The 16107-nt window shown below is 47.1% G+C and carries 15 protein-coding genes; 8 read left to right on the forward strand and 7 right to left on the reverse strand.

Going from position 1 to position 16107, the window contains the following annotated elements; genetic code table 11:
• The first annotated feature begins 40 nt into the window (after nt 1–40).
• Entirely contained in the window at nt 41–1291 is a 1251-nt protein-coding gene (gene lysA / locus FHP88_RS07480) for a diaminopimelate decarboxylase (RefSeq protein WP_144358411.1), read from the forward strand.
• A 205-nt stretch (nt 1292–1496) separates the two neighbouring features.
• Entirely contained in the window at nt 1497–3446 is a 1950-nt protein-coding gene (locus tag FHP88_RS07485) for a methyl-accepting chemotaxis protein (protein WP_144358412.1), read from the forward strand.
• A gap of 53 nt (nt 3447–3499) precedes the next feature.
• Here the strand turns inward: FHP88_RS07485 and FHP88_RS07490 are convergent, their stop codons facing one another.
• Nucleotides 3500–4864, reverse strand: a complete 1365-nt coding sequence (locus FHP88_RS07490; protein WP_186297644.1) for an ATP-binding protein — start codon at nt 4862–4864, stop codon at nt 3500–3502.
• Entirely contained in the window at nt 4857–5531 is a 675-nt protein-coding gene (locus tag FHP88_RS07495) for a response regulator (protein WP_144358414.1), read from the reverse strand. Before FHP88_RS07495 ends, FHP88_RS07490 begins: the two co-directional genes overlap by 8 nt.
• 141 nt (nt 5532–5672) lie before the next feature.
• On the opposite strand from FHP88_RS07495, the gene FHP88_RS07500 reads away from it, so the two are divergent.
• Nucleotides 5673–7604 (forward strand): LTA synthase family protein, encoded by a 1932-nt coding sequence (locus FHP88_RS07500; protein WP_144358415.1) that lies wholly within the window; start codon nt 5673–5675, stop codon nt 7602–7604.
• Nucleotides 7604–8320 carry a phosphatase PAP2 family protein gene (locus FHP88_RS07505; RefSeq protein ID WP_144358416.1) on the forward strand — a complete coding sequence of 239 codons (717 nt, stop codon included), beginning with the start codon at nt 7604–7606 and terminating at the stop codon, nt 8318–8320. The genes FHP88_RS07500 and FHP88_RS07505 overlap by 1 nt, the downstream gene beginning before the upstream one ends.
• Before the next feature lie 34 nt (nt 8321–8354).
• On the opposite strand, the gene FHP88_RS07510 is transcribed toward FHP88_RS07505, so the two are convergent.
• Nucleotides 8355–8783 (reverse strand): hypothetical protein, encoded by a 429-nt coding sequence (locus FHP88_RS07510; protein WP_144358417.1) that lies wholly within the window; start codon nt 8781–8783, stop codon nt 8355–8357.
• Nucleotides 8784–8966: 183 nt separating this feature from the next.
• Here FHP88_RS07510 and FHP88_RS07515 point away from each other — a divergent pair, with 183 nt between their 5' ends.
• The 4 genes from FHP88_RS07515 (at nt 8967) to FHP88_RS07530 (ending at nt 12106) form a co-directional block, all read left to right on the forward strand.
• Entirely contained in the window at nt 8967–9284 is a 318-nt protein-coding gene (locus FHP88_RS07515) for a DUF1244 domain-containing protein (protein WP_144358418.1), read from the forward strand.
• A 93-nt stretch (nt 9285–9377) separates the two neighbouring features.
• Entirely contained in the window at nt 9378–9995 is a 618-nt protein-coding gene (locus tag FHP88_RS07520) for a hypothetical protein (RefSeq protein WP_144358419.1), read from the forward strand.
• 205 nt (nt 9996–10200) lie between these two features.
• Nucleotides 10201–11070 carry a fumarylacetoacetate hydrolase family protein gene (locus FHP88_RS07525; RefSeq protein ID WP_144358420.1) on the forward strand — a complete coding sequence of 290 codons (870 nt, stop codon included), beginning with the start codon at nt 10201–10203 and terminating at the stop codon, nt 11068–11070.
• A gap of 55 nt (nt 11071–11125) precedes the next feature.
• Nucleotides 11126–12106 (forward strand): hydrolase, encoded by a 981-nt coding sequence (locus FHP88_RS07530; protein WP_144358421.1) that lies wholly within the window; start codon nt 11126–11128, stop codon nt 12104–12106.
• Between the two features lie 90 nt (nt 12107–12196).
• On the opposite strand, the gene FHP88_RS07535 is transcribed toward FHP88_RS07530, so the two are convergent.
• From FHP88_RS07535 to FHP88_RS07550, 4 genes are all read right to left on the reverse strand, one after another.
• Nucleotides 12197–12847, reverse strand: coding sequence for a glutathione S-transferase (locus FHP88_RS07535; RefSeq protein WP_144358422.1), 651 nt, complete (start codon nt 12845–12847; stop codon nt 12197–12199).
• A 204-nt stretch (nt 12848–13051) separates the two neighbouring features.
• On the reverse strand, nt 13052–14260 hold the full coding sequence (locus FHP88_RS07540; RefSeq protein WP_144358423.1) for a hypothetical protein: 1209 nt from the start codon (nt 14258–14260) through the stop codon (nt 13052–13054).
• Nucleotides 14261–14861: 601 nt separating this feature from the next.
• On the reverse strand, nt 14862–15455 hold the full coding sequence (locus FHP88_RS19455) for a sulfur globule family protein (RefSeq protein WP_186297645.1): 594 nt from the start codon (nt 15453–15455) through the stop codon (nt 14862–14864).
• A gap of 172 nt (nt 15456–15627) precedes the next feature.
• Nucleotides 15628–15954 carry a sulfur globule family protein gene (locus tag FHP88_RS07550; RefSeq protein ID WP_144358424.1) on the reverse strand — a complete coding sequence of 109 codons (327 nt, stop codon included), beginning with the start codon at nt 15952–15954 and terminating at the stop codon, nt 15628–15630.
• Nucleotides 15955–16107: the final 153 nt, after the last annotated feature.

The following is a 16107-nucleotide window of genomic DNA, read 5'->3' on the forward strand; positions in this document are numbered from 1 at the left end:
ATCAATTCATCGAATCAAATTAGTCAGGATTAAAGAAGAGATGAATAACACATTGCACTATACAAACCAGCAACTCCACATGGAGTCTGTTTCACTCGATAGCATTGCTGAACAGGTCAGCACGCCTTTCTACTGTTACTCCAGGGCAGTAATAGAGCAGCAGATTTCGGCTTGTAAAAACGCCTTTAAAGTCCTTGATGCCACGCTTCACTATGCGGTCAAGGCGAACAGTAATCTTGCGGTATTAAGAATTATGGCGGGTGCCGGACTGGGTGCAGATGTGGTATCGGCAGGTGAGATGGAAAGGGCGTTGATGGCCGGGATAGCCGCCGAAAAAATTATCTTTTCGGGAGTAGGCAAACGTAAAGCAGAGATGTTGGCGGCCCTGGAGGCAGGTATTGCCCAGTTCAATCTGGAATCGATCTCTGAGCTAAAGGTCTTGATGGTACTTTGTGAGCAGCAGAAAAAAAGGGCCGGCGTCTCTGTGCGAATCAATCCAGACGTGGATGGCAAGACCCATCGGCACATCACGACCGGTGTTAAAGGGAGTAAGTTTGGCATACCGATGGAACAATTATCGCAGGCACTAGGCCTGATTGCTCAGAGTGATCATCTGACATTGCGTGGGCTGGCCGTTCATATCGGTTCCCAGATAGTCACTACTGAGCCTTACCGTGCAGTCTGTGAGCGTTTGCGTGATTGGATCATCGATTTACGGGGGCAGGGTCACGCCATTCAGCATCTCGATCTGGGAGGTGGTTTTGGGATTGATTACGGTGATGGTCAGGTCCTCTCTTTTGAGAATGTTGCCCAGGTCATGCGGCAGGCGTTGCAGGGCGTGAAGGATTTAAAAATTGCTATTGAGCCAGGGCGATCCCTGGTTGGAGATGCCGGAGTTCTGGTCAGCGAAGTCATCTATCGGAAGGAAGTCGAACCCGTACCTTTTCTGATCTTGGATGCAGGCATGAACGACCTTATGCGTCCTGCGCTCTATCAGGCCTCGCACAGCCTGGTGCCACTGATTTCCATGGAGAGAGGACATGAAACAGTGAGTGTAGTGGGGCCCATCTGCGAGAGCAGTGACTCTTTTCATAAGGAGATCAGTTTGCCTAGAATTGAAGAAGGTGAACGTATTGCCCTGCTTCAAGCGGGCGCCTATGGGGCGGTTATGGCCTCTGGCTATAACAGTCGGGACATCATTCCAGAAGTGTTGGTGGATAGTGGTGAATATGCGCTGGTTAGACGGCGAATAAACCACCGAGATCTCCTTGAACTTGAACAAGTTAGCTAAATTACACGGCTGATTTGATCTATATCAGATCGGAGGCTTTTTCACTAAAGTAATGTTCCCCAGGGTCGATAGCCTGATTAACTATGTTGAGACATGCGGAAACGGCGTGGATTTGTGAGCCTTAGGAAAGGCTTTGCATGATCTGATCGGCAATGTGCAAAACCGGTCAGAAAACAAGGACATTTATTCGTCTGGGGAACATTTCATGAGAGCATCAATTACCCATCTGATTCGTTGGTTTCTGTCCTTTTTGGGCATGCGCTCAATCAACAGTCAGTTTCTTTTCTCCTACGCATTGATTTTTTTCTGTGCACTCACGTCCGTGGTAACCATCTATCTGAGTATTGGCGCTGACTCCAATGCTATTAACGTGGCAGGACGGCAACGTATGTTAAGCCAGCGTTTGGCCAAAGAGGCAATGCTGGTCGGCCAACAGGCGGAAAGTCGAGCAGTGATGGATAAGACCATCACATTGTTTGAATCGTCCCATCAGGCACTCATTAAGGGTGATCCTGAGCAGAAAATGGTAGCGGTGAATGATGATGCCATTATTGCCCAGTTGAAGCATGTTGAGTCGCTCTGGTCACCTTACAAGAATATCGTTATTCAATATGCTGAAAAGCCCGAAGCCTCCGCATTGACTGCTATCCAAAAACAGTCTGTGCAAGTACTGGTTGAGATGAATAAGGCGGTAGTCATGATGGCCAACAAGGCCAGCGAAGCGGTGGCATTTCAGCAGGCTATCGCGTTTATCATGACCATTGCCATTCTTATATTGGTTGTTCTGGGTCGTATGTTCGGCATGACAGTTTTGATGTCTGAGATAGAGCGTCTGCGAAATCATTTGAGGGAAGTGAGTAAAGGCGATTTTTCTAAACCGATCAGCTATCTGGAAAAAGATAATGAAATAGGTCATGCCTATGCGGCCTATAACAATATGCTGCAGCAAGTGAGTGAGATGATCCAAGGCGTCTGTAATGTGGCTAATCAAGTCAGTAGCGCGACTGCTGAGGCCACACAAACACTCGATAGAACAGACCAAGGTGTCATTCAACAGCAACAGGAGATTACCCAGGTAGCGACGGCGATAAACGAGATAACAGTTACCGTACAAGATGTGGCTCGCAATACGGCCCATGCAGCCGATTCAGCCACTCAAGCCGATAATGAAGCCCGTACTGGCCAGACGATTGTGAATCATACTCGCACCGGAATACAGAATATGGCGCTGCAGATTGAAGAAGCAGCCTCGACGATCGGCATCCTTGAGAATGATACCCAGCAAGTCGGACAAGTACTTGAAGTGATCACCAGTATCGCTGAACAGACCAACCTGTTGGCACTCAATGCAGCGATTGAGGCGGCTCGTGCGGGTGATCAGGGTAGGGGCTTTGCCGTTGTCGCAGATGAAGTGCGTACACTGGCAAAACGGACACAAGAATCAACGGGCAAGATTCGCGAGATTATTGAGCGGTTGCAGAATCAGGCCGCCGCCTCAGTGAAGGCCATTGGAAAAAGCCGCGAGATTGCCAACCAGAGTGTTGAACAGACAACGGAAGCGGGTGTTGCTCTGGAGAAGATTGTGGAGATGGTGACCACAATCCGTGATATGAGTACACAGATTGCGACCGCGGTGGAACAACAGAGTCAGGTTACGGCTGAAGTGGATCGATCGATTGTCAGTATCGCTGATGTGGCGGATAGTACACGCAAGGCGGCACGACAGACCGTTAATTCCAATGCCCGTATCAGTGAAGAGATACAACAGCTCAACCGGGTTATGTCCCAGTTTCATACGAAGTCCGGTGTTGACCTCTCTGTAGCCAAAGCTGCGCACCTGGCCTGGAAAGGACGCTTGCGTGCCTATCTGGATGGCGAAGGTATGCTGACTGAACAAGAGGCGGTTTCGCATCATGATTGTGTCTTTGGTAAGTGGTATTACGCCGAAGGGATGAAAAGTTATGGCCATCTGCCCGTGATGAAGCAGATCGAACCGCCACACGCTGAATTGCACCAACTCATCAAAAAGATTATCCAGGCTAAAGAGGCTGGAAAAGATGCGGAGGCACAACAGCTCTTTACTCGGGTTGAACCACTTTCAGGGCAGATTGTTAGCTTGATTGATCGGCTGGAAGCAGAAATCAATAAAGCCTGAGTAATGCATATTCACTTGCTTGTAATATGAGTGGGTGAATATTTTCAACCTATCTAGCGGGCTGTTTTAAAGCGAAGCGATATGCTGAACTTTGTGGTTTTAGATGCAGGATTGACTGAAACCTGAGCGTTATGAATATCACCGATTCTTTGCACAATAGATAAACCCAGCCCACTTCCACTGGCGCTATTGTCACTGCCCCGTTTGAAGCGTTGAAACATCTGTGCAACCGCTTCAGGTGGAATACCTTTACCGGTATCCCATACACTTAAAATCACTTCGCCGCTTGTGCTGGAACGGGTTAAGTCAATGCCGGCTTGGGCGGGTGGTGCTGTATAGCGCAGTGCATTTTCCAGGAGATTTCGCAAGGCAATCTCTATCATGGTGGGTTCGCACTCCACATAAATACTTCGTTGATCAGTAGTAAAATTGAGTTTAATTCCGAGCTGTAGGGCCTCGGCCTTCATTGTTGATAATATGTTTTCTGACAGGCTTACTAAATCCACTCTGCCCATAACCAGTGTTCCAGCATCCTCTCTATCCGCTCTGGCAAGGGTAAGCAATTGATTGACTAGATGGGTCGCACGATCAATTCCCTCAACAGCCTTTTTCATTGCATTAGCTTTTTGTTGTGGGTCATCTGCCCTTAATGCAACCTGCAATTGTACCTTTAGACCGGCTAAAGGTGTTCTAAGCTCATGGGCTGCATCGGAAGTAAAGCGGCGTTCATTCTCTATGGCAAGATTTAATCGCTCCAGCAACTGATTAAGTGCAGTGATGAGAGGTGAAACTTCGCTGGGTGCATCTTCGATATTAAAAGGTCGGAGTGAATGGGAATCCATTGCACCGGCTTCATCGACCAGTTGTTTAAGTGGCTTGAGACTGCTGCTAATGCCCCACCAGATCAGCAGACCCATAACAGGCAGTATCAAGATATTGACAGACAGTGTGTCTTTTATCAGGTAGGCGACCAACTCCTCCCGTGCTTCCAGTTTTTGCGCGGTATGAATTACGAGATCAGTCTCTCTGTCCCTTAACGTGAATACCCGCCACTTGCTCCCGTTAAATGTATAATCGCTGAATCCGTCGGGCAGGGCAGTAAGAAACTCTGGTGCACCGCTTGACTGGATAGTAACTTTCCCAATACTGGCCCAGAATGCAATGTTCAACTCATAGGCGTGCATGCGGTCAGAATTCAATTCAATATCGCTAAGCAACTCAAGTTCACCTTCCTTGACCTCCTGCTGCAACAGTCCAAACAGGATGCGTGCGTTTTGTGCAAGACTGGCATCGTAGATCTCTTCCAGTTCATGTGTACTGTCTTTGCTAATCAGTACAAACACACCTAACCACGTCACACCAATCAATCCAATGAGGGTGATGAGCAAACGTTTACGGATTGAGATAGGGCTACTCATGGATATGTGCTTTCTTTGGGATTTTATAACCAATACCACGAACTGTTTCGATGGTTGATTTTCCAAGCTTTTTACGCAAATGGTGGATGTACACCTCAATGGCATTACTCTCTACACCATCCTCCCAGCCATACAGGGCCTCTTCAAGACGCTGTCTGGTCAGTGTCTGTCCGGCATTGCGCAAGAGTGTTTCAAGAATCGCAAATTCTCTGGATGTGCAGGTGATGGGCGTATCCTTGAACTGTACTGTACGACCAGCGGGGTCCAGAGTGATATCACCATACTGGAGTAGTGGTGTGCTGCGACCTCCTTTTCTACGTGAGATTGCACGGAGCCGCGCAGCGAGCTCTTCAAGGTCGAAGGGTTTACTCAGATAATCATCAGCGCCACTATCCAGACCCCTAATACGATCATTCAAGCCATCTCGGGCGGTCAATAACAGCACAGGGATATCATTACCCTGGCGGCGCAGTTTGCCCAGCAACGTCAAGCCATCCTGACCGGGTAGCGAGATGTCCAAAATGAGCAGGTCCAGTGATTTGTCCTGAAGTGCAGTCTCAGCCTGGTTTCCATCCATGATCCAGTCTACGGTATAGCCCATCTGCTGCAATCCGACAGAGAGACCGTCGCCGAGTAATTTGTCATCTTCCACAAGTAAAACGCGCATAACTGAGCCCCATGTGCTGCTGGGTATTGGGATCAAGTAGATCAGATTGTTCTATTGTTGACGAGTTCTCTTAAGTTTCCCTTAATTTTACGGGCGTATTCTCCGTGCAATATTTATCACTTATGTACGGGGAAAGTTCTGATGCAGGCAAAATCACCCAACAGTCGTTTTGCACTAATAGGGTATATGTTATTGATTGCAATAGCCTATTTCTCAGTGACGCGGGGTTTGCTTACGGCTGTCGCCAACTCGCAAGCGGATTTATCGATCATCTCTATTCCAAAAATCTATTTCGTCGGGCTCATCTATGATCTGGCATTTTATAGCTATGCGCTGATCCCTGTCACACTCTACCTGCTGTTTGTTCCTGAGCGGTTGTGGCAGACCACATTTCATCGTGGACTTGTTCATCTAGCGATCTTTTCCACCCTTTACACCCTGGGCTTTATACTTGCGGCCGAACTTCTGTTCTGGGATGAATTCAGCGTCCGATTTAATTTTATCTCTGTCGACTATCTGGTTTATAGGCGTGAGGTCACCGACAATATTCGTGAATCCTATCCCTTGCCACTCTATCTTAGTGCCATCTTTCTGGTAACGCTGGTGGTTTATGGATTGTCTTTCAAACGTATCGCACGCATCCTCAGCGCTCGCCAGCTCTTTCGGCAACGATTGGTTTATGGAATGGGATTGCTGGCGCTTCCCGTGCTGAGCTTTTTCTTGATTAATCAGGATTACCGGGAAGTATCCAATAACAGTTATCAAAATGAACTGGCCAGCAATGGGCCGTATCAGTTTATCTCGGCATTTAAGAATAACGAACTAGACTATTACAAATTCTATCAGACCTTGCCAGATTCAAAGGCGGCTACATTGCTGCAAAAAGAGATCGGTGATGGTAGTCAGGTGAATGCCAGCTTTGATATCAAGCGTCAGGTAGATAACCCGGGCAGCGAACGCCACTTAAATATCTTTCTTATCATGGTAGAGAGTTTAAGTGCCAATTATCTGGAGACATTTGGAAACAGTGAACAGTTAACCCCAAACCTGGATAGATTGGCCAATGAATCGATGCTCTTCACCAATCTCTACGCAACAGGTACAAGAACAACTCGAGGCCTGGAAGCCGTTACGCTCTCTATTCCTCCTACACCGGGTCGCTCTATTGTGAAGCGCATTGGCCATGAAACCAATTTGTGGTCACTCGGAAATGTACTCAAAAAGAAAGACTACGATGTAGAGTTTATCTATGGTGGGCGAGGGTATTTTGAAAATATGAATGCCTTCTTCGCGGGAAATGGTTACGGCATTATTGATCAATCCAGCACGCCGGATAGTGAGATGGGTTTTAGCAATGCCTGGGGTATGGCTGATGATGATCTTTACAATCAAGCCATCAAGGCTGCCGACAGTGCCCATTCTGCCGACAAGCCCTTCTTTTTCCATCTGATGACGACAACAAACCATCGGCCCTATACCTATCCTGATGGCCGTATCGATATACCGTCAGGCAGCGGCAGATCAGGTGCGGTCAAATACACCGATTGGGCCATTGGCGATATGATCGAAAAAGCGCGGACTAAGCCCTGGTTCAAAGATACACTGTTTGTAATTATTGCGGATCATACCTCGGGTAGTGCGGGTAAATCGGCTTTGCCTGTACAGCAATACCATATTCCGATGCTGGTCTACAGTCCTGCACATATCAAGCCGCAAAGAGTCGACAACCTCTCCAGTCAGATCGATGTTGCTCCGACCTTGCTGGCACTGATGAATATGGATTATGAATCAGCCTTCTTTGGCAAAAATATTCTGACCATGAAGCTGGCAGAACAGCGTGCATTGATTGGCAACTATCAGAAGCTGGGACTGTTTGCGGATAATAAGCTCTCTATATTGAGCCCTAAAAGAGGCATGGATAAACAGTTAAATGCGGCGTCTGAAACCCCCCAAGAGACCCATCTTGATCTGGTTGATGCTGATCTTGAACGTGATATTGCTTACTATCAAGGGGCAAGTTATATCTTTTCACAACATCTCAATGCCTGGGAACAGAAGCCGGTAACCCGATAATGCAAGGTAGTCGAACATTTTTGCGTCACCACTTGGTGATACCTTTTCTGGTATTTATTTTATTGGTTATCCTTCTGGAATTAACCGGTATCGATCTGTTTATTGCGGATAGGATTTATCAGCCGGGAGCAGGCGGTTGGACACTCCAGAACAATTACATAGTCTCAGAGTTACTCCATTCTAAAGGTAAGGTGTTTGTAAGAATACTGGCTGTTATTTTATTCGGTATAGCGATTCTGAGTCAGTTTCTACCGGGTCTAAAGCCCTATCGAAAAGCGATCTGGTATCTGGCGTTGGTAATGCCCTTGTCAGGCCTGTTGATCGGTATGAGTAAAGAGATCACCCACGTTGATTGTCCTTGGGATCTGTTGCGCTATGGCGGTGACAATCCTTACCTGAAACTTTTTGAACCTCATCCCGGCGACTATAAATACGGTAAGTGTTTTCCTGCTGCACATGCCGGTGCCGGTTTTACCTTTATAGCACTCTATTTTTTCCTGGCCATTATTCGCCCAGAATGGAAATGGTACGGACTGGCGGCGGGTGTCACGTTAGGTTTGGTTTTCGGTATTACTCAGCAGATTCGAGGCGCCCACTTTCTCTCTCACGACCTGTGGACAGCCGCCGTCTGCTGGTTTAATAGTCTTGGCTGGTACTGGTTCTTCTTCATCAGAGAAAACATGACCCAACAGATACCTGTCACGGTTGAGCAATGACCCAGAGCGTTAACTCTGGGTCAAAGCAGTAACCTTACCATCGATAGATAATCGTGCCAGAGGGCCGGCTATCACTATGGCCGTACAGATAGCTACGGCTGTAGCCTCGATTATTCCAGTAACCCTTGTCTACGCGGTAGTTATCATTATGTTTATAACTGTAGACTCGGTCATTCAGTCGACTTATGCGATTGGAAAGAATCTGCCGCTCTTTTCGTGAAAGATGCCCATCCGCATAAAATTTCCTTTTCAGTTGGCGAATAGATTGTTGCTGATGCCTGAGGCGATCGGCCTCCCGATGACTGATCTTTCCGGATTTGATGCCCCAATCAACACGCTGATTAAGATTCTTGATATCTGAGTGTTTTGTATAACCACGATTATGCTCAGAACCTGCTTGGGCCTGTCCAATTGAGACCAGGCAAAGCCCGGTAATTGCGACCATCTTGATGAATGTTTTCATGTCGATTCTCCGTTTGTGGCGCTCTGTTAATTGACGGTTACAGGTTACAACCCAAAGCCTGAACGGAGCCTGAACGAAAATGAATCAGAATACAGGCCAAAAACCTTGCACATTCCCTTTTGTTTTGAGCGCATAGAAGGGGTAGATTAAGTCTTTATTTACTGAGACTGGCTGGAGAATAGAATGGATGAGCTGGATCGAATAAAGCTAGAGGCGGCCGCATTTCGTGGATTGATCGGGCATCTGCAGGAGCGTAAAGATGTACAGAATATCGATATCATGAATCTGGCGGGTTTTTGCAGAAACTGCCTGTCGAAATGGTACAAGGCAGCAGCGGATGCTCAAGGTATTGAGTTAACCAAGGATGAGGCACTGGAAGCCGTATATGGCATGCCTTACAGCGAATGGAAAGATAAGTATCAGAACGAGGCAACCCCGGAGCAGATGGATAAATTCAATGAAACCAAGCCGCTGCATGCCAAGATAAGTGGACACGTTTAGCAAATTCGTTATCAGTGTGGCGTAGAATATTAACCATACATTATCTATGACATACTGAGCGTCTTATCACGCTGTGCAGATCAAAGGTACGAAATGGCCAAGTCAACACTGGATGAGATTCTTTCCCGACTGCAGACCATGCAGACCGAACTTGAATTGGAGATTGATCGACTTCTCCAAGAGAAGCGAAGGCAATTTCACTATACTCTCCAACAAGGCAAGGTGCGTTTTGAACAGGGCTTCAAGGCACTGCAGCGTCAACAACGTATCGGCTTGTGGCGTTACATTCGTGAAGCTCGACTGGTTCATATCCTCTCAGTCCCCATCATCTACAGCCTGATCATTCCGTTGGTATTACTGGACCTGATGATCACCCTCTACCAGCACACCTGTTTTAGACTCTATGGCATACCGTTGGTGGTACGAGCAGAATACATGCGAGTAGACAGACTGCAACTCTCCTATCTGAATGCGCTGGAGAAACTTAACTGTCTTTACTGTAGTTATGGCAACGGACTGGTTGAGTATTGCCGTGAAATCAGTGCACGTACAGAACAGTACTGGTGTCCGATCAAACATGCCCGACGTACGCCAGACCCGCATCAGCGCATGGATCACTTTGTTGATTTTGGCGATGCCGAGGCCTACAAAAAACGCCTGTCTGAACTCCGCAAGCGTTGGGATGAATTCAAAGCGGATGGTGGGGTATAAAGATCAGTTTGTGAAACTGTATTCTGAAAGGTGTTTTCGTAGGTTGGGGTGAACGAAGAGATGCCCAACAACTGCTGTTAGGCTTCGCTATGCTCATGCCATCCTGGCATAAAATAATCCAATGCCAACTTCTTGAATTGATTGGCAGAGGTTTCGGCATGGTTAGGTGTTGCGCTAATCATAATAACTCACATGGAGTAAGCAGATGAGGCTATTGACCTTTCGCATGGGCGCGGACACACGCTGGGGATTAAGCACAGCTGATGGCGTACTGGATATTGCCGCTGCCCAGGAGGAGCTTAACGGTGATGCCCGACCATTCACCCCTTCCTGCGACCGACTGGCCGAGCTGAGCGAGTTACTCGAACGGGCGAAGGGGCACGAAGATCTCTTTTTCGATGAGGCCGATCTGCAGCTGGGTCCCTGCCTGCCTGTCGCCAACAAGATTATCTGCATCGGGCTCAACTACCGCCGCCATGCGCGCGAGGCCAACATGGCCGAACCGAAAGCGCCAATCCTGTTCGCCAAATACAACAATTGTCTGGCATCGGCGCACGACAACATCAACCTGCCAACAACACGTTACCAGTATGACTATGAGTCCGAACTGGCCGTGGTGATCGGCAAACAGGTCAAGCGCGTCAGTCCCGAAGAGGCGCTCGATTGCGTATTCGGCTACTGTGTGGCCAATGATCTGAGCGAGCGCGAACTGCAGATGAGTGCCGGTCAATGGACTATCGGAAAGATGCTTGATGGGTTCCTGCCCGTTGGCCCCTATCTGGTCACTGCCGATGAGGTGGGCGATCCGCAAAACCTGGGTATCCGCTGTTGGGTTAATGGCGAGTTACGACAGGACTCAAACACCTCCGATATGATCTTCTCCGTTGCAGAACTGATTAGCTATATCTCCTGTTACGCCACGCTGGAACCGGGCGACATCATCGTCACAGGCACGCCCGAGGGGGTAATATTGGGAATGGAAAACAAAGTCTGGCTCAAACCCGGTGATGAAGTTGTGGTGGAGATCGACAAACTCGGTCGCTTGAGCAACCGTATGACCACCACAGATAATTAACAGCGCTCTGCCTCTTTTTACGAGGCAACATTAAATTATTGCCGATAAATTATGTATGATACGCAACAGCGCCTTTAAGCCTGCATGGTGGTTATCCAACCCACACGCCCAAACCGTTTGGCCATTCCTTTTTCGCCGCAGACCCGAGCCCAACACCCGTACTGAAAGCGTTGAATTACCAGATGGCGATTTTTTAGATATCGCCTGGCTGGATAACAATGCTGGCCCCTTCATTCTCATCATGCACGGCCTTGAAGGTTCACTCCAGTCACACTACGCAGCGAATCTACTCATGCAACTGGATGCCGTTGGCTATTCTGCCGTCTTCATGCATTTTCGCGGTTGCGGGGGAAGACCCAACAGGAAAGATCGAAGCTATCATTCAGGCGATACAAAAGATTTCTCTTTCATGCTTGATTATATAGAACGGAAATCAGGACGCAGCGTTGATGCCGCGATAGGATATTCACTGGGTGGCAATGTACTCCTAAAATGGTTGGGCGAGACGGGGACAAAGAGCAAACTTACTATTGCCATTGCCATCTCAGTGCCTTTTCTGCTGGGAGATACTGCAACCCGTCTTGAAAAAGGTGTATCAAAGCTTTACCAGGCCCACCTCTTATCGAGTCTTAAGCGCAGTTATAAACAACGCTTTAAAGACCGACCTTCCCCACTGACTATTGATATTGAGAAACTTAAAACATTTCGAGAGTACGATGACCAAGTGACTGCGCCGCTGAATGGTTTCCGAGGAGTAGATCATTACTATAGTGAATCAAGCTCCAGACAGTATCTAAAAAATATCCAATCGCCCACATTGATCCTGCACGCAAAAGATGATCCGTTCATGTGGCCCACCACAATCCCAACTCAGGAAGAGCTCTCCGAATATGTCACGCTGGAACTTACCAAAGGCGGCGGCCATGTTGGATTTGTTTCGGGTACAATTCCAGGACTAGCCCACTACTGGCTTGAGAAAAGAATCATTGAGGAGCTACAACTGCACATGCCAATCAACCAAAATACACTTGAATAAGTGTGGAGTTTTAATGCACGGGAAAGTGTGGGCGCCCTGTTTTACCTATCGGTAGTGATAAGCGTATTTTCACAACCTCTATATCTTGGCCTATGGAAAAACCGTCGGGGAGTCCTCTGGTTTCCACTGAGGATACTTCACCATAATCGACTGAAAGATTGGAGAGGCCTGCCATTGTTGCAACCAGATTCTCAAATGAGGGTAGGGTGCTTCGTTAAACCATTTTGAATCAACGCCTGCAAATTGGCGAATAAAGGGGAAGATAGCCATGTCTGCAAGTGTGGCGCGTGGGCTGATCAAATAACGACTTTGGCTGAGCCGCTGTTCCAGCTGCCGTAAAAAATATTCACCTTCCAATCGATATACTTGCTCCGTCTTTTCAGGATACCCGATTGAATATTTATACCGGTCAAGCAGCGGCTTAAACTGAACATCGTTTTCTTCAATGAGTTGATTGGTTATCGCACGTTCACCCGGTGACCTGGGTAACCAGTTATCCGGATCATTCTGCTCAAGCGCCCATTCGATAATATCAAGGCTTTCATCGATAATAGCCCCACCATTCAATTGCAAGACAGGAACGGACGCTTTCGGTGAACAACGAATAAACTCCTCCGGTCTATCCTTTAAAAACACTTCACGAAGAATGGTTAATTGGCCGCTGGAAGCAATCGCCAATCGGGCGCGTATGGCGTAGGGGCAACGTCTAAATGAGTAGAGAATCGGCAGTTTGCAGTTCATGGTAGAACTATTTAAACACGTTTTTTATTACCTTGTTTTACCAATCACAATCTTGAAGCGAACTCAGCAAGGTGCTGCATGGGATCGCTTATTGGTTAAACTATATCCAATCAATGAAGTCAGTAATTTGTAGCACCCTTCATAAAATCAATCCAGTAGCCTTATAATTTATTTAGTATGAAAGGTGCCCGATTTACACCGGTATTATTTTTTAAGAAGATTGTTTTGTGGAATTCCCGGTGGGGGTTTAATGCCAGGAACATTCGGCTTTTTGCTTTGAGGCACATCTGATGACGGTATGGTGCCAACTGGCTTCAGCGTTTCGATTCCTGGAATACCTCGTGGAGACGTAACACCAAGGTTCTTAGATTTCAAGCCATGTCCAACAGGGCAATTTATTGAGTAATTTACAACATTTGAAATAAAATATTTGGGCTCGAATCCAACAACATGTAAACGCCCGGTCTCAAGCCCCGCCTTGTTCTCTACCTTCAATTTATGGTTCCCTATTGCGTTTCCATTTCGATCAGTTACGACACGATAAACCGTGCTATGGCGTCCCAAGTGATTCTCCAGTGTGTAAGCCAGCGGCTGATTAGGGTGAGTCGTACTGATACCCACCTGTGCTGCAATTTCACAGGTTCCATCAGCGCGCGTAACAGGCCTGATCTGAATGGTTGTACGTTTAACATTGAAGCTAGTATCTGCAGCGCAGACAATCTCCATAGCGGCTAATCTTTCTGTTGAAGGGAATGAATGCATCTCTACATTGTCGCCTTGGAACGCCTTGTGACCCCATTCTCCCGTTAAAGAAATGATGAGTGGCAATCGACGATCTATGGCAAAAATATCAACAGCACGATTACCCATCCCCAGCATCCTTTCTTTTTCTCTATTACATTCTTTGATGGCGAATTGCGCTATAACATCTCTTGGGATATTAACAGCTGCTGAATCCCGATCTCGGTCCTGATTTGAACCACTATATCTTTTTACCCATTCTAGGGGGTACTCAAGTGCTGCCCTATCACTGGAACTTGACATTACTCTGAATTTAATAGAGGCGTGGTCAAGAGGAACGCCATCCCCATTTGCCGCAATGCCAAAATTGGCCCTGAGTTGAACTACACGGCCATTTAGAAGCTCTGTGTATTCTTGATTTCGACTGATTACTGTCAAAGCAGCAGGTGCAACCCTATCGAATGTCAGGTCTTCTGCATGCCCACTACTTGTCCATGCAAGTGAAGATGTCGGCGAGAGAGCTGTAAAAACCAGCGCTAACCATGGCAAAACAATAACCTTAATTACAGGCGGTAAACGAATAGCCCTGGTAATGGGTGTTGGCAGACTGAACAAGTGCCACTTATTTACGTTTAAACTGCGTTTAAATTGAATCAGACTAGATGCAGCCATTACCATCTCCTCATGTGTTTATATTATTGTGAGTCGAGCGAGACATGCCATTGGTTCAATTATTGTGTAATCACTAAAGATTAGTTATCCGAAACCGCCTTCCACTATTATTGATGATAGGTTATTTATTGAAATAACCATACCACTTAAAATTTGTGGCCTATATGCCGACATGCATAAAGATACTATCCAACACCAAACCACAATTATTCCAGCTAATGTGATTGATGTAACAAATTGCGTCTTTTCGATAAAGCTGAAAAACAAGGTAAGTCCAGCTGCGCTTAATGTCATAAGCTGCGGCTATGAACGTTGAGTTATCTTCTTTGAATCAATTCTTTCTTGAATATAGTGTTTGTGGAAGGTGTTTATTAATTCAGAAGGTGTTTATTAATTCTTTTTAAACCCTAGTTAACGGACACAACTCGTGGTAAGGGGCAGTCGGAGCGGAGCGTAGGCTGTCCCGCACAGGCCGCTCTTTTGCGGTCAGAGTGTACTGACCACCTTGTAAGTACTGAGACGGATTTCTTGCTGACATAAAAAAAGCCCGTGACATGCATCACGGGCTTTTGCGTCAGATCTGAGCGTTTCAGATAAAGACTTATTTTGCTTTACGCGCTTCCATGGCTTGATGCATGGCTTCGTGACGTGCTTCCACCTGCTTTTCAAATTCGGCACGACGGGCTTCACGCTGTTTTTCCATTTCGGTGCGACGCTCTTGCATCTGTTTCTGCATTTCTGCACGATGCTCGTCACGCTGCTTGAGCATCTCTTCACGGCTCATGTTCATATCGGGCTGTGCGAAGGGCGCTTGGCCAGGTGCAGCTTCTTCAAATTGTTTACGCTGTGCTTCCATGGCTTCCATCATGGCTTGATGATGGGCTTCCATGGCTTTCTGCTGTTCTTCACTCATTGCACCGTATGGGGCAACAGGGGCGGAGCCGTAGCCATAAGGCTGAGCGCCATATCCGTAAGGAGCACCGTAGCCACCGTAGTAGGGGTTGTTATAGCCGTAGCCATTGCCTCTACCGTACATGTTACTACGACCACTGAAACTCATGTTGAAATCGCCGGATCCGTCTCCAAAACCGTCACCGAGGCCATTTCCATTCCAGGGATTACCACCCCACCATGCACTGGCGGTCATTGTTACGGTGGTCAGGGCAATAGCAGCAATCAACTTGGTCATTTTCATTGTTTTAAACCTTAACGTGATTTGCAGAGTACTGCAGCCTGTTGTACTGGCATTATCTGTGTGCGCCAGACACGGAATCTCTGCACGGGTTGAATCATTTACTTTTAGGTGATGTGCACATCCTTGTGCATCGATATCCTTTTAATAGCTCGTTAACTACTTGACGAGACTATTATTGAGCAGGAGCCTGTGGGGCAACTGGCTGGCCGTAAGGGGCATAACCGTAAGGAGCGCCATAAGCAGGAGCACCGTAACCAGGAGCGCCATAACCGTAAGGTGCGCCATAGCCACCGTAGTATGGGTTGCCATAGCCGTAGCCATTGCCATTTCCACGTGAGTAACCGTTACCACGACCACTGAAGTTCATGTTAAAGTCACCAGATCCGTCACCCATGCCATTTCCCATGCCGTTCCATGGACCACCGCCCCACCATGCAGAAGCAGTAGCAGAAGCAGACAACATAGCGACAACAGCAGCGATTTTTGCAAATTTGTTCATGAGTATATCTCCTGAGAAATCTTAATAAGTTTTGTATTTTGTTCTGTTAAGCTCTTACAGCTTGCCTTAACTGAGATCTACAATATAAGAAATTACTTAAATAGTAAACAACTATTTTAGTAATTTCTTAATTACAAATTAAATCAGTATGTT

This window comes from Sedimenticola selenatireducens (assembly GCF_007625115.1).
Lineage (GTDB): Bacteria > Pseudomonadota > Gammaproteobacteria > Chromatiales > Chromatiaceae > Sedimenticola > Sedimenticola selenatireducens_A.